This is a genomic window from Shewanella goraebulensis, assembly GCF_030252245.1.
Lineage (GTDB): Bacteria > Pseudomonadota > Gammaproteobacteria > Enterobacterales > Shewanellaceae > Shewanella > Shewanella goraebulensis.
In genome coordinates, this window is record NZ_CP126972.1 from 1,098,147 (window position 1) to 1,112,648 (window position 14,502).

The window sequence follows — 14,502 nt, forward strand, 5'->3', positions numbered from 1 at the left end:
CAATATTCGCGGGAGAGCATCAATGACATTTCGATATTCCATAATTGCATTAGTGTTAACAAGCTTAGTGGGCTGCACTTTAAATGACAGTGCAAACTTCGCCACTCAGGCCAATGATAATCGCAATCAAACTCTTGAATTGTTGATAGAACAAGTCAATCAAGAAACAACAGCTGAGACTAATGCTGCTGAAATAGACAGCGACACCATCTTGTTGCTGACTGACTTAGTCAGCGTTCCTGCGTTAAATAGTTATCTTGATGCTGCAATGCAAAATAGCCCAAGCCTTCAGCAAAGTATCATTGCGCTAAAAATTGCTTATGCGCAGCAAGGTGTCACTTCAGCAGATCGCTTACCGAGTGTGAGTGCAGGTTTTGATGCGCAAAATACTGAAGATAGTGATGAAAGCTATAGCGCTGATGTTACGGTGAGTTGGGAGTTGGATCTTTGGCAAAAAATTGCCGACAGCACTGCAGCTGCAAGTAAAGATATCGAAGCGACTCAAGCCAGTTTCGATGCTGCAAAAAACCTATTGGCCGCCAATATTATGCGTGGCTGGCTTGAAATTAGTGTTAATCAGCAATTACTGGAAATTGAGCAGCGCCGTTTAGCAGTACTTGCTCAAAACGAAACCTTAGTACTTGAGCGTTATCAAGCTGGGCTTGGCTCATTAGAAGAGTTGGATAATGCTAAAAGCAGCAGCGCTTCAACGCGCGCAACCGTCGCTCAGTATCAAGAAAATGTCGCACAAAGTGAGCGAAGCTTAATGTTACTCACTGGTCAGTGGCAACCAGAAAATGAACTGCCAGTGCTTGAAGCTTTAAATGAATTTCCCCATGTCATTAATCCGTTAGATGCTGTGCCTGTGCAAAATATGTCGGGGCGCCCAGATTTACAACAAGCCTTTTTTAGTATTGAAGCAGAGTCATTACGAACTGATGCAGCCTATAAAGCCATGTTGCCATCCTTTAGTTTGTCAGCCAGTTTAACCGACATTGCTAACACCCCAAGTGAAGCGCTTTTAACTAATCCGCTTTGGAGTGTATTAGGCCAAATGTCAGCGCCGTTGTTTCAAGGCGGTAAGTTAAAGTCACAAGCAGAAATTGCTCAGTTGACCACAGAGCAAAGCTTCTGGGTATACCAAGAGACTCTGCTTAATGCCGTTAACGAAGTAGAAAATGCTATCGGTCAAGAAGGCTCGTTAACACTGCAACAAACACACCTTGATGATGCACTTTTAAGCGCTCAACGCAGTATCGTGAGTTACGAGCAAAAGTATCGCCAAGGCTTAGTTGATATTTTGGATTTACTCACTGTTCAGCAGCAATCCTACGATATTGAAGCAAAACTAACTAACACCACATACCAAAGATTATTGAACCGCATTGATTTAGGCCTTGCACTAGGTTTAGGAGTATCAGCATGAAACAAATCATTACCCGTAAATTAAAAAAGAATGCCTTAACGATTGCGATCACTTTAGCTGCTGCAGGTTCAATTTTTGTGGTTTCTGCTTACAACGGCAGCCAAATGGGGCCGGGGCCTGATAAAGGTAAAGAGCCTGCTTCAACCAAAGTTGCGCCACAACAAATGGTGCAAAAGACTGACAAACCTTCAGAAAGACTCGGGGCAAATGAACAAGCTAAAAAGACTGAGCCAGTGTCATTACTTTCGCAAGTGGCTGTTCAACCAACCCCTAGTGCCACTTACCAAGCAGAAGTGACGGGCTATGGTGAAACTAAGCCGCGTTTCGAGTTGACTTACACCAGTGAAATCAGTGGTCGAATTGAATGGCTTGCTGAAGCCTTCGAGTCAGGTCGCGTTGTTAAGGAAGGTGACTTATTGGCTAAACTTGATGACACTAATTTCCAGCAAGCAGTATCACAGGCAAAAGCTGATGTGGCCACTGCGCAACTTGAGTTACTAGAAGAGCAACGTCAAGGCGAGCAAGCGCGCAGCGAATGGGAACGTTCAGGATTATCTGGAGAACCAAGTTCACCACTTGTGTTAAGAGAACCACAACTTGCTAGTGCGGAAGCAGCGTTAGAAAACGCCCAAAAAACCTTAGAAAAAGCCGAGCGAGATCTTAATTATACAGATATTACAGCCCCATTTGATGGCGTGATTGTCAGTCGTAATGTGCAATTAGGTAGCTTTATCAATGTGGGAGGCGAAGTGGCAATGCTGTATAGCGTTGATCGCATCGAGATTGAAATTCCATTATCAGACAAACAATGGGCTAACTTGCCCCAAGCTGTAATCAATGTTGATGCGGCTAAAAATGACCAACTGACTCTTAATGAGAGCAATAAAAGCAATCATCAGTGGAGCGCAATCATTTCATCAGCAGGCAGTGATAGTGATAAGAGTCAGCAATGGACTGCTTATGTTGAGCGTACACATCAATATGTGGCACAAGACACGCGTCAGCGTTCATTGGTACTTGTAGTTGAAAATCCACTGCAACAGGAGACACCGCTTTATCCTGGTACTTTTGTGCAAGCTACCATTGAAGGTGTCACGATTGATTATCTTTGGGAGTTACCGTCTTCAGCGCGCTCGCAACAAGGTGAAATCTGGACGGTAGATAACGAAGGCTTATTACACAAGTCTGCAGCAAATACCTTGTTTGAACGTCAAAATAAAATTTATGTTACGCCTACGCAAGACGAGTCTTTAGTTCAGGTGGTTAAACGCCCCTTGAGCAACTTTAAAGCTGGTATGAAGGTTATGCCAACGGTTGAGGAATTGTAATGAGCAGCAATATCAATGACAAAGAACCGTTACCAAAAGGCATTATTTCATGGTTTGCCCAAAACTCAGTAGCGGCAAATCTACTGATGATGGGCGTAATCATTGTAGGCCTATTTTCATTCAATGATATCCGTAAAGAAGCGTTCCCGAGTTTAGAGCCAGACTTAGTCACAGTGTCGGTCACTTATGACAGTGGCGACCCTATTCGTGCTGAAGAAAGTATCGCAATGAAGATTGAAGAAGCCCTTGAAACCGTATCCGGTGTAAAGCGTATTACTTCAACTTCCGATGCTTCAGGCAGTCATGTGTCGATTGAGAAAGAAAGCAACTACAACTTAGATACTTTGCTGACGGATGTAAAAACCAAAGTCGATGCGATCAATAACTTGCCAAGCGAGGCTGACAACCCTGTTATTGATAAAGCGCGTCGTCAAGAGCACGCCATTTGGGTGCAGCTATATGGTGATGCTGACCGCAAAACCTTACAAGATTTAGCTGAGCAGCTTAAATCTGACTTGCTAAGTCAAAGTGCCATTCGTGATTTATCCATCAGTGCCACCTTAGACCCGATGATTTCAGTCGAGGTCAACGAGGTTAAGCTTCAAGCTTACGGACTCACCCTAACAGATGTGTCAAATGCCATTAATGCTGAATCATCAAGTAGCATAGTGACTAGCTTACGTAATGCCGATAAAACCGTGCGTTTAAAGGTGTCTGAACAGGCCTATGAAGTTGAAGATTTTAAAAACATATCAGTATTAACCTACGCCGATGGTAGCCATATCTTACTGTCTGATATTGCAGTGGTTAGCGACACTTTTGAAGAAGACACTTTTAGTTTATCTCGTTATAACGAGCAAAACTCAATGGGTATTCAGGTGGTCATGGATGAGTACAGCGATGTCGTCGATATTGTTGAGCAAGCCAAACAAGTGATAGAGAAATGGCGTAGTAGTAACTTATTACCTGAAAATGTCGAGATTGAAAGCTGGTACGACAAAAGTGACCTTATTACTGAGCGTCTATCATTGCTGGCTAAAAATGCGCTTTCAGGTATTGCATTAGTATTTATTATTTTGGCGATATTTTTAAATATCCGCGTTGCCTTTTGGGTCGCCGCCAGTTTGCCATTTGTGTTCAGCGGCACTTTATTTTTCATGACGGATACCTTTACGGGATTCACCTTAAATGAAATGACCACCTTTGGTTTTATCATGGCGCTGGGTATTGTGGTTGATGATGCGGTGGTGATTGGCGAAAGTATTTACACCACTCGTAAGCAAGAAGGCGACTCAATTAGAAGCACCATTATCGGCACACATAAAGTGGCCGCGCCGACTATTTTTGGGGTGTTAACCACTGTAGTTGCCTTTATGTCTATAGCAGCCATTGAAGGTAAGTTAGGCCAAATTTATGCGCAATTTGGCATGATTGTGACCATTTGTTTATTGTTGTCATTAGTAGAGTCTAAGTTAATTCTGCCTGCACATTTAGCGCACGTTAATACTCAGCGTAACGATAAAAAAAGCTTCTGGAATACCATTCAGCAAGCTGCAGATAATGGGCTTGATTGGTTTAACAATAACATTTACAAAAAGGTCATTGGCCAAGCGCTTAAATTGCGTTATGCGGTAGTGATGATATTTGTTGCCTTGTTTCTTTTAGTGATTGGTATGCCATTTACTGGCGGGGTGCGAGTTGCCTTTTTTCCTGAAATTGCTGGTGATACCGTTGTTGCTGATATTCGCATGTACAACGACAGCAGTTACGGCCAAACACAAACAAACTTAATGACACTGGAAGCTAACGCATTGGCGCTGGATAAAACCTTACGTGCTGACGCGGGTGAAACAGATGACGCTGAATCAGATATTAGCAGCATTCAGGTGACTGCTAGCGCAGATAAATCAGGTTCAGTGATTATCGAATTAGACAGTGATGCCGCTTATACCGCTCGTGATTTTGCTAATGCATGGTCAGATATGTCAGCGCAAATGGAAGGGGTAAGTAAGCTCAAAGTGATGTCGATGAAGGAGATGGTTGATAACTTTAAAGTTGAGTTAAAAGCCAATGACGACACGCTATTAACTGAGGCTGCTAATAAATTAAAGCAAGAACTGCAGACTATTGATGGTGTTAGCGGTATCGATGACAACCTAGATTTAGGTGAGCCTCAATATCGTTTTGAGTTAACTCCTCAAGGCCGTGCGTTAGGCATGGATACCGCAGATTTAGCTAAGCAAGTCTTGCAAGCGTTTGGTGGGGATATTGTTCAGCGTTTTCAACGTGGTAAAGACGAAGTGAAAGTGCGTGTTCGTTACCCAGAGGAAAATCGTCAGACCTTTGCCGATGTGACAACAGCCAATGTGAGAACGCCCGATGGTACTGTCGTGCCGCTAATCTCGGTAGCGAATGTGTTTTCAGATTATCAACAATCAGAAATTACTCGTATCGACAATCAGCGTGCGGTTTATATTACTGCGGTTGTGGATAAAGCGGTTATTGCTTCAAATGAGTTAGTGACGCAATTACAGCAAACCATGGTGCCGCAATTAAGTGCAGATTACCCAACGGTTAAAATCGATTTTACCGGTGAAGCAGAGCAGCAAAAAGAGTCGACAGATTCAATGCAATCGACTTTTGTACTTGCGCTAATTTTGATTTTTGCTTTACTGGCGATACCGCTTAAATCGTACGTACAGCCAGTGATCATTATGATTGCGATTCCATTTGGTATTGTTGGCGCGATTTTAGGACATTGGTGGAATGATTTAACTATTAGTATTTTATCGCTTAACGGTATCTTGGCATTGAGCGGCGTAGTGGTGAACGACAGTTTATTGTTAGTTTCACGTTTTAATGAGTTGGTACGCGAAAAACAAATGCCGATTAGTGAGGCGATTGAACAAGCGTGTACCGGTCGCTTGCGAGCAGTGCTGCTAACTTCGATTACGACATTTGCAGGTCTTGCACCACTGTTAAGTGAAACCTCTATGCAGGCGCAGTTCTTAATTCCAGCTGCAGCGGCTTTAGGTTACGGTATTTTATTTGCCACAGTGATTACCTTGGTATTAACGCCATCATTATTGATGATTCAAGCTGATGCTGGGCGTGGGATTGATAAGCTAAAGCAGTGTGTTTTTGGCCAAGAGAAACCAATACAAACTCAGTAATATCATATTGAAATGTAATGATTAGTTTGATTAGGCTAGACTGTGCTCTATTAGATTAATAGTGTGTCTTCAGTAGCAACAAGCTAATGCTGAAGCGCAATGGTTAAATAGAGTACGTTGAATCTAATATCCTGCAATGTACGCACTGAATTTGAGTTAATGAGGAAATACAATGTCTGATAATTTGCAGTTACTCTTGGTCGAAGATGATATTGACCTAGCAACAGCCATCATTGATTACCTTGAACTTGAAGATATTCAGTGCGATCACGCTGCCAATGGCGCGATTGGGCTTAATTTGATTGAAACGAATCAATACGATGTCGTAGTGCTTGATTTAAACATGCCGAAAATGAATGGCCTTGAAGTGTGTGAACGTATACGCGCTCAAGGGATTGATGTGCCAATACTGATGCTAACGGCACGAGATACCTTGGATGACAAACTGGTTGGCTTTTCAAAGGGGGCAGATGATTATTTGATAAAACCGTTTGCCATGGAAGAGCTGATTGTAAGGGCGCAAGTGCTGTCGCGCAGAAGGAGTGGTGAAGTCAGTAAGTTGATGGTATCTGACTTGGCTTTAGATTTACAAAGTAAAACAGCCACTCGAAAAGAGCAGATGCTTAAGCTGTCACCGACAGCCATTAAAATTCTTGAATGCTTACTACGTGACAGCCCCAAAGTGGTATCTAGAGAAAAGATAATGCAAAGCGTTTGGGGGGATGAACAGCCAGACAGCAATAGTTTAAAAGTGCATATGTTCAACTTGCGCAAAGCTGTTGATGGTGACTGTGAAGAAGCACAAAAGCTGATTCATACTATTACGGGACGGGGATTTGCTTTAAAACTTGAACCTGAAAATAGTGAGTCTGCCTCATGAATATAAGACCCAGTATTAAAATCTACTTTTTACTCGCAATGTTTTTGACTGGTACAGTTACGATTGTGGGAATGTCTGCCGTTGCTGTGAGTTATTTCTTCTCGGGTTTAGATGTTGCCATGACTAACTTTGTTCGCTCACAAGCGACAGAAATCACCTTAGATGGTGATAACCCTGTCACCATTGGCGAGTTAACCGTGGCTACCCGTTGGGAGGCATTACCTTTTCTTATTCAAAAGAACCTGAATAAAGATGACCTTGAGCCTAATGTGCTTATTAAAGAAATTGAAGGTATTCCAATCATAGATCATCCTAAGCGTGCATTTTTTGCGATGAAAGTTGTTTCTGGCAAAAAGGTGCGTTATGCAGGGGTTATTTTAGATAAGAAAGATAAAGTTAAACGAGATAATAAACCGCCGCAATTTTTATATATTTTGCTGGTGGCCTTTTTCGCCATGATACTGTTTGCAGTTGTATTGTTGTTGGTACTTCGAAAAATAGCTTCGCCTGTCGAAAAGCTTAAAGAGTGGGCTAAATCTCTGGATGAAGAGAAGCTTTCTCAGCCTAGGCCAAACTTCCATTACAGTGAACTTAATACCTTGGCTGATATCGTTCAAACCAGTTTAAGTTCTGTACAAGATAGCTTAGACAGGGAGAAACGCTTTTTAGGTTATGCCAGCCATGAATTGCGCACACCTATTGCTGTGAGCCGCACAAATGCAGAATTACTACGTAAAATGATTACTAAACAATTAGCCCAAGATAAGCAATTGGCGGTACTCGATAGAATTGAGCGAGCTGGCTTAACCATGACTGATTTAACCGAAACCTTATTATGGCTTAATCGTCAAGAAGGGAAATCATTACCCACTAGTGAAGTTGCCGTTGGCGAGTTAGCTGAGCAAATTGCTTCCGAATTACATTACCTACTACAAGGTAAAACGGTTGATGTTAGCCTAAGTACAGATGATACCCAGTTGACGATGTCAGCAGGTTTGTATCGGATCATCATTACCAACCTTATTCGTAATGCATTTCAGCACACTTTTAATGGTAAAGTCGTCATAGAGCAATCAAACGATCATTTATCGATTACTAATCAAAATTATGATGTTGACGAGCACAGCGAAACAGACGATTTAGGCTTTGGTTTAGGCTTAGAGTTAACTGAAAAGCTAGTTAGACAATATGGTTGGCGATACGAGGTCACGCCAACAGCTTATGGCCGAAAAGTTGAAGTGATTTTTTAGCATTGATGATTATGTAAACGACATTGAAGGTTGAAGGCTAGCAATAGTCTTCAACTTTTTTGCCATTTATTTGTGGGAATTTATTTGTTAAAGCGCTTCATATTAAGCACTTTAGCAATTAGCTCTTTTCTCAAATAGCTTTTTCTCAAATAGCCCTCCTCATAAGAATTTCTGTATAGCTTGTTAATCGGTAACGCTAGCTTTATCACTAAAATGTAAATTAAAACTGACGCTTAGCAATAGCCCTTGTTAGCCAGTTTTTAATCTACGTGATAGGTTATTTTTGTGTCGCAAATAATATTCAAATTTAGCGATGTTGAATCGATATGTAACTTAAGCCACTCAACGAAGGAGTTTTACATGGGCTGCCCACTTGGTCATAAGTCTGCACCACAGACTGATAACAACAAAAATAATGAGACCAAAGCTAACTTCAGAGAACTTGAAGATAGCATTCATACCGACTTTAAAGATGATATGTCCTATGGCGACTATCTAAATCTCGAGAAAATACTATCGGCGCAGCAGCCTTTGTCAGATCAACATGACGAGATGCTTTTTATAGTTATTCATCAAGCCAGTGAGCTTTGGTTAAAACTAGCAGGTCACGAGTTAACGTGTGCGATTGACAATATAAACACTGGCGATTTTGGCCACGCATTTAAAGTGATCTCTCGAGTTAAACAGATTTTGAATCAACTCACTCAGTCATGGAATATTCTCGCCACACTGACCCCTGTCGACTACCTTAAATTTCGCGATGCCTTAGGTCACTCGTCAGGTTTTCAGTCCTACGGTTATCGTAAAATTGAATTTTTATTAGGCAATAAAAATGCTGACTTACTTGGGGTTCATAAAAGTAACCCGGAAGTTTACCAAGAGCTAAACAGCCTATTGCATGCGCCGAGCTTATATGATGTCAGCATCAAGGTTTTGCAGCACAAAGGCTTGCTGGACGATGAGTCAGTATTAAGTCGAGATGTCAGCCAACCTTATCAAAGTCATCCTGCGGTATTAAATGCTTGGATTAATGTATACCAGCAAGCGGATCAACACTTTGAGCTTTATGAGTTGGCTGAAAAATTGGTGGATATAGAAGACAGTTTTCAGCAATGGCGTTTTAAACATATGTATACCGTACAGCGAATTATTGGTAACAAAGCGGGAACGGGCGGTTCATCTGGGGTAGAGTTTTTGAAAAAGTCACTGGATATTAGTTTTTTTCCAGAGCTATTTGAACTGCGTACTCATTTATAAGCTGTTTGATTAAGCGTATTTACGAGAACCACTTACCACTATGATTTTTAAGTTTGAATCCTTGATTTGAGAGACTCTACATGAATAAAAATATCGCCGCTCAACTTCAACCTTATTACGCAGATTTTAACGTTGAAAGTCGAATTTTATTGTCAGGTCATTCCCACCAAGCTTGGCCGGATGCCGCTAAAAAAGGCATGCTAGATTGTTATTATGATGCGGCAAAGCATGTCGATGAAAAGTGGGGCAATGCACTGGCTAAAGCTGACTGTGTCAGAGATTTTTATCGACACCTGATGGGCGAGCCTAATGGTCAAATCGCATTAGGTTCATCAACCCATGAACTCATTTTACGTTTTCTGTCAGATCTAAAATACTTTAAAACCTCACTTAATAGGCCATTGAAGATAGTCACCACAGATGGTGAGTTTCATTCTTTAAGGCGTCAGTTGCAACGCTTAAAAGAGCTCAATTGCACCATCGAAGTTGTGCCTGTTCATCCCAGTGACACCTTGGCTCAAAGACTGATGGATAAGATTGATGTCGATACCGATGCGATAATGTTGTCAGCGGTATTTTTTAATACAAGTGAAATTTTTGATGATGTGGGCTTAGTGGCGCAAGCGGCCAAGTCTTTGAACGTTCCATGTCTAGTTGATGCTTATCATGCGTTAAATGTGGTGCCGTTCAACCTTCAGAGATGGCAGATTGAGTCAGCTTTTGTGGTGGGCGGCGGTTATAAATATTGCCAAGCGGGTGAAGGTAATTGCATGATGCGCATTCCAGCAGACCACCAAGGCAGTCCGATTATTACGGGTTGGTACGCTGAGTTTGATGTGTTAAATCAAGCGCCTGGTAAGGTCGGTTACGGCGCAGGGCAGTCTGCGTTTGCGGGATCAACTTACGATCCTGTGAGTCATTATCGTGCTGTGGCAGTGTTTGATTTTTTTAAGCAACAACAATTAACCGATGTGTTCTTGCGTGATATTAATCAAAGGCAAATTGGTCGTTTATGGCAAGGGATTGAAGCTGTTGGTGAGCATCAATTAGGTTTGAAATTACCGGAGCATCACTTGCAAGCCAATGGCGGTTTTTTATCTTTGACTACCGATAAAGCCAGTGACTGGGTACAAAAACTCGGTGAGCATAACGTGTTGTGTGATAGTCGTGGTCATCAGTTAAGACTTGGTACCGCGCCTTATGTTAGTGATAAACAAATTGATCAGGCACTTAATATTATTGAAGATATTGCCAAGGTGATTTAACAGCTTAGTTGTATTAAGGAATGTATACGTTTATCAAAAATAGCTGCCATATCTGGGCAGCTATTTTTGTATATGCTTTTATCTATTTAATTCTGCAGGCAGCTTAATTTTTAGTCACGCTGGTTTAATCACTACTATTTTCAATATCAACCGCTTCTAGGGGATCGGGAGCACGCATTCTATCCCACCATTCAGGACTCGCATCAATTTGACCGTGTTCATCTATTGCAGGGTAAGGAATATTCTTACGACGGCACGCTTTCGCGTAAATCGGATGGCCTTGTTCAAATAATTTGGTTTGGCAATACTCATGAGTTAAACGTCTGTTGTTATACATGCCTGCTTCTTGGCGCTGGCGCTGAGCTTCATACATGATTAATGCCCCAGCAACCGACACGTTCAATGACTGCACCATGCCCACCATTGGAATAATGATGTGTTGATCAGCTGAGGCTATCGCTTCTGGGCTAACGCCATCTCGCTCGTTACCCAGCACGATAACCGTTGGCTTGGTATAGTCCACTTCACGAAAATCTATCGCAGAATCGGAAAAGGTGGTGGCTAACACTTGCATACCTTGGGCTTTAAATTGCTCATAGGCTTCTTGATAAGTCACATGCTTAACAGTATTGACCCAGCGGTGACTGCCCGACGAGGTATTGCCCGATACCCATAATGAGTCCTCTGGCATCACCGCATGAATTTGATGAACACCAACACTGTCGGCGGTGCGCACTGTCGCCGCGATATTATTGGTTTTATGCACTTTATCAAGACAAACCGTAAGGTCGACTTGGCGGTTATCAAGCATTTCGTTAATGCGGGCTAAACGTTCTGGCGTCATGGTGCTAATTCTACTTCTTTTAAAAGTGGGTTAAATCGTTGTCAGGTATTTTGCGCAGCGATTATAACGCTAAAATGGCACTAAACTCGACTTGTATGTCTTTAGAGATGGAATCGTAGCTGGGATTGAGTATTGCTGAAAGTAAAACGAGCAAGGCCAAAGGCACTTGCTCGCTATTGTTATCAAAATCTCGAGATTTAACTCTTACTCTTTTTCGATGATCAGTTTTCTGTGTGGGAATGGAATTTCAATACCAGCTTCATCCAGTGCTTTTTTGATTTGCTCAGGGATTGAATACAAGATATCGAAATAGTGCTCACCATGGCAGAAAGGACGGACTAAGAAATCCACTGAGCTGTCATTTAAGGTTTCAACTTCAACAAACGGAGCAGGGTCTTTTAAAATATGTGGATGTGCAGCTAGTACTGCATCAATCACCTTACGCACCTCATCGGTGTTTTCTTTGTAAGCCACTCCAAAATGCATATCCACACCACGAATATCATGGAATGAATGGTTAACGATTTGCGCACCCCAAATTTGGCTGTTCGGTACGATAATATGCTGATTATCGAAGGTTCTTAGAATAGTCGTGAACAAGTCAATTTCTTGAACATTACCGAAGCGATCTGCAGCGCTAATAAAATCACCGACTTTATAAGGGCGGAATAACAATAGCATCACGCCAGCAGCAAGGTTAGACAATGTTCCTTGTAATGCTAAACCAACAGCTAAACCTGCAGCACCTAGCAATGCAACAATAGAGGCTGTTTGCACCCCAAAACGATTTAATACCGCAATAGCAACAAAAGCGAGAATAATGTACTTGGCGACACTGCCTAAAAAGCGGAATAAAGTGTTGTCGAGCTTGTCGTACTTTTCACCAATTTTATTGATGATTGAGCTGGCTTTATTAGCGATATAAAGACCAACGATTAAAATTAGCGCAGCTAATAATACATTGATCCCTACATCAATAATGAGTGGTAGATATTGATTTATATCGATTTGATCTACGTAGTCTTGCATTTAATGCCTCCTGCATAAAAGGGATACTTGCCTTAGATTCAACGAATATTATGTATTGGATGATGGAGCAGCTTAACAGCTTGTTTAGCTGATTAATTTAGTCCAGTTACATGATATTGTTATTATCGAATTTAGCTTAGCACAACCTAGTGCAATATGTGATGACAACCGATTGAAGGTTCACATTAAAGGGATTGTTTTTGCTTAAGTTATCTAAGGTTTTTAAACATACTCATGAAAATTTCCATGTTGTTAGGGCCAATCAAAACTAAAGGATATCGAGATGAACATTTTGCTACTCACGATTGGCTCACGTGGTGATATAGAGCCTTTTATTGCTCTGGGAGTTAGCATACAGGCGCAAGGTCATCAGGTTTATGTTTGTACTCATGAACGATTTCAATCAATAGTTGAAAAGCATGGACTCAATTATCAATACCTGAGCAATGAGCTGTTCAAATTAATGGAAGGTGGCAGTGTTGAAAGCATGGGAAGTTTATTCAAAGGCATTAAAACCGCTATTAGGTTAATGAAACTGGCAAAACCAATAAATGAACAATTGATGGTTGATAGCATTAAAGCAGGCATTGAAGTGGAGCCTAAACTAGTGATTTATCACCCTAAGTGTATCGTTGCTCCCTCTATTGCAGAGAAGTTTAATGTGCCAGCGGTCATGGCACTATTACAACCAATGCTCGTTAAGACCAGTGACTTTCCTTTAATAGGCTTACCTAATATCAGTGGTATCACAAATCGCTTAAGCTATCGATTAGCGAGCTTGGGTTTTAAACCCTATTTGAAACAGCTGAATTTACTTCGGAAGGCGCTTTTACACTTGCCTGAATTGAGCCACAAAGCAGGTGTGCTTTCGATGAATACAGGTAAAGCCATTCCTGTATTACATGCCTTTAGTAAGCACATCGAGGCTCGCCCACAGGATTGGCCACAAAGCACAGCAATAACAGGTTATTGGTTTCTACAAAAACAGAACGATTACTCACCTGAAAAGACAATTACTGACTTTATGGCAGATGGTAAACCGCCTATTTATATCGGTTTTGGCAGCATGTCAGGTAAAGATCCAGTAAAAACCGCACGGTTGGTGATTGATGCCGTGATTAAAGCAAAGGTAAGAGCGATTATTGTCACTGGTTGGGGCGGGCTTGAGCTTGATGATGTTCCAAGCCAAGTGCTAGTTACTGACGCTGTGCCACATGACTGGCTATTTCCTCAAGTCGCTGCCGTGGTTCATCATGGCGGCGCTGGCACAACGGCCGCAGGGCTTAAAGCAGGTAAGCCAACTTTGATTTGTCCTTTCTTTGCTGACCAGCCTTTTTGGGGAGAAAAAGTTTATAAACAGGGTTTGGGGCCAAAACCGATTAAACAAAAGCATCTAACTGTAGATAATCTCGCTGAGGGGATTTTGCAAATGGTGACTGATCAACAAATGCAGCAACGAGCCCAACAAGTCGCTGAGCTATTATCTCAAGAAGACGGAATAGAGAATGCGATTAAGTGGCTAAAAAAGCAAGGAGTGTTAATTTAGTACCTAAGCTGAAATTGATATCAAGGGCAGGAGGTTTCTAGGGCGTTTATAAGTCGCCAGAGAATCAAAGTTAAAACTCATTTTGACAAAAACGTTTTAGAGCTAAATTCTAAAAGTGACTTTTGGTATTAGGGTAGATATGGCAATCGGATATACGGTAACGCTCCACTTAGCGGGAGCAGACTGCCCGGCTATAATCCGCGAGGCACGAGCGCAGCCGGGCTAGCTGAAATCCGCCTACAGTGCCTTGTTATGTTGCGAAACCTTGTTTTAATCTAGAAAAAATCACCCAGAAAAGCATCAAAGTCATTATAGCTATAGAAATCCATAAATTAGTGAAGCGTTCAATTAGCCCTATAATTGGCGCACTTATGCAGACGATCGAGACAAATATAGTATCTCTTTTCTTAAATCTTGGATCGGTAATACTCACCAAAATTAATACTACAGCCAATAAGATCGCTGAGTACAACGCAACATCCATTTAACGATGCTCCCTTTTGA

The 14,502-nt window shown here is 41.7% G+C and carries 10 protein-coding genes; 8 read left to right on the plus strand and 2 right to left on the minus strand.

Translation table 11 applies throughout. The annotated features are described in order from the left end of the window. Positions 1-22 precede the first annotated feature (22 nt). The 7 genes from QPX86_RS04520 (at position 23) to QPX86_RS04550 (ending at position 10,579) form a co-directional block, all read left to right on the plus strand. The gene (locus QPX86_RS04520; RefSeq protein ID WP_285164456.1) at positions 23-1,426 is read left to right on the plus strand and encodes a TolC family protein; all 1,404 of its coding nucleotides are present in this window, start codon (positions 23-25) and stop codon (positions 1,424-1,426) included. Further along, entirely contained in the window at positions 1,423-2,754 is a 1,332-nt protein-coding gene (locus QPX86_RS04525) for an efflux RND transporter periplasmic adaptor subunit (protein WP_285164458.1), read from the plus strand. Before QPX86_RS04520 ends, QPX86_RS04525 begins: the two co-directional genes overlap by 4 nt. Beyond that, complete coding sequence (locus QPX86_RS04530; RefSeq protein ID WP_285164460.1) at positions 2,754-5,927, plus strand: efflux RND transporter permease subunit; 3,174 nt, start codon at positions 2,754-2,756, stop codon at positions 5,925-5,927. Before QPX86_RS04525 ends, QPX86_RS04530 begins: the two co-directional genes overlap by 1 nt. Before the next feature lie 172 nt (positions 5,928-6,099). After that, positions 6,100-6,807, plus strand: coding sequence for a response regulator transcription factor (locus QPX86_RS04535; protein WP_285164462.1), 708 nt, complete (start codon positions 6,100-6,102; stop codon positions 6,805-6,807). Beyond that, positions 6,804-8,057: a sensor histidine kinase gene (locus tag QPX86_RS04540; RefSeq protein WP_220755084.1), complete on the plus strand. Its 1,254-nt coding sequence runs from the start codon at positions 6,804-6,806 to the stop codon at positions 8,055-8,057. Before QPX86_RS04535 ends, QPX86_RS04540 begins: the two co-directional genes overlap by 4 nt. Before the next feature lie 360 nt (positions 8,058-8,417). Beyond that, positions 8,418-9,314 (plus strand): tryptophan 2,3-dioxygenase, encoded by an 897-nt coding sequence (kynA, locus tag QPX86_RS04545; RefSeq protein ID WP_220755085.1) that lies wholly within the window; start codon positions 8,418-8,420, stop codon positions 9,312-9,314. Positions 9,315-9,394: 80 nt separating this feature from the next. Beyond that, positions 9,395-10,579, plus strand: a complete 1,185-nt coding sequence (locus QPX86_RS04550) for an aminotransferase class V-fold PLP-dependent enzyme (protein ID WP_285164465.1) — start codon at positions 9,395-9,397, stop codon at positions 10,577-10,579. Positions 10,580-10,703: 124 nt separating this feature from the next. Here QPX86_RS04550 and trmH read toward each other — a convergent pair whose 3' ends face one another. Then, positions 10,704-11,423 (minus strand): tRNA (guanosine(18)-2'-O)-methyltransferase TrmH, encoded by a 720-nt coding sequence (gene trmH / locus QPX86_RS04555; RefSeq protein WP_220755087.1) that lies wholly within the window; start codon positions 11,421-11,423, stop codon positions 10,704-10,706. A 204-nt stretch (positions 11,424-11,627) separates the two neighbouring features. Continuing rightward, positions 11,628-12,452: a mechanosensitive ion channel family protein gene (locus QPX86_RS04560; protein WP_220755088.1), complete on the minus strand. Its 825-nt coding sequence runs from the start codon at positions 12,450-12,452 to the stop codon at positions 11,628-11,630. A 283-nt stretch (positions 12,453-12,735) separates the two neighbouring features. Here QPX86_RS04560 and QPX86_RS04565 point away from each other — a divergent pair, with 283 nt between their 5' ends. Further along, the gene (locus tag QPX86_RS04565; protein ID WP_285164469.1) at positions 12,736-13,998 is read left to right on the plus strand and encodes a glycosyltransferase; all 1,263 of its coding nucleotides are present in this window, start codon (positions 12,736-12,738) and stop codon (positions 13,996-13,998) included. The last annotated feature ends 504 nt before the right edge of the window (positions 13,999-14,502 follow it).

Bases quoted from the DNA above. Each gene is read 5' to 3' on its own strand.
- trmH (WP_220755087.1), bottom strand. From the start codon at position 11,423: ATGACGCCAGAACGTTTAGCCCGCATTAACGAAATGCTTGATAACCGC.
- QPX86_RS04560 (WP_220755088.1), bottom strand. From the start codon at position 12,452: ATGCAAGACTACGTAGATCAAATCGATATAAATCAATATCTACCACTC.
- QPX86_RS04530 (WP_285164460.1), top strand. From the start codon at position 2,754: ATGAGCAGCAATATCAATGACAAAGAACCGTTACCAAAAGGCATTATT.
- QPX86_RS04520 (WP_285164456.1), top strand. From the start codon at position 23: ATGACATTTCGATATTCCATAATTGCATTAGTGTTAACAAGCTTAGTG.
- QPX86_RS04525 (WP_285164458.1), top strand. From the start codon at position 1,423: ATGAAACAAATCATTACCCGTAAATTAAAAAAGAATGCCTTAACGATT.
- QPX86_RS04540 (WP_220755084.1), top strand. From the start codon at position 6,804: ATGAATATAAGACCCAGTATTAAAATCTACTTTTTACTCGCAATGTTT.
- kynA (WP_220755085.1), top strand. From the start codon at position 8,418: ATGGGCTGCCCACTTGGTCATAAGTCTGCACCACAGACTGATAACAAC.
- QPX86_RS04550 (WP_285164465.1), top strand. From the start codon at position 9,395: ATGAATAAAAATATCGCCGCTCAACTTCAACCTTATTACGCAGATTTT.
- QPX86_RS04565 (WP_285164469.1), top strand. From the start codon at position 12,736: ATGAACATTTTGCTACTCACGATTGGCTCACGTGGTGATATAGAGCCT.
- QPX86_RS04535 (WP_285164462.1), top strand. From the start codon at position 6,100: ATGTCTGATAATTTGCAGTTACTCTTGGTCGAAGATGATATTGACCTA.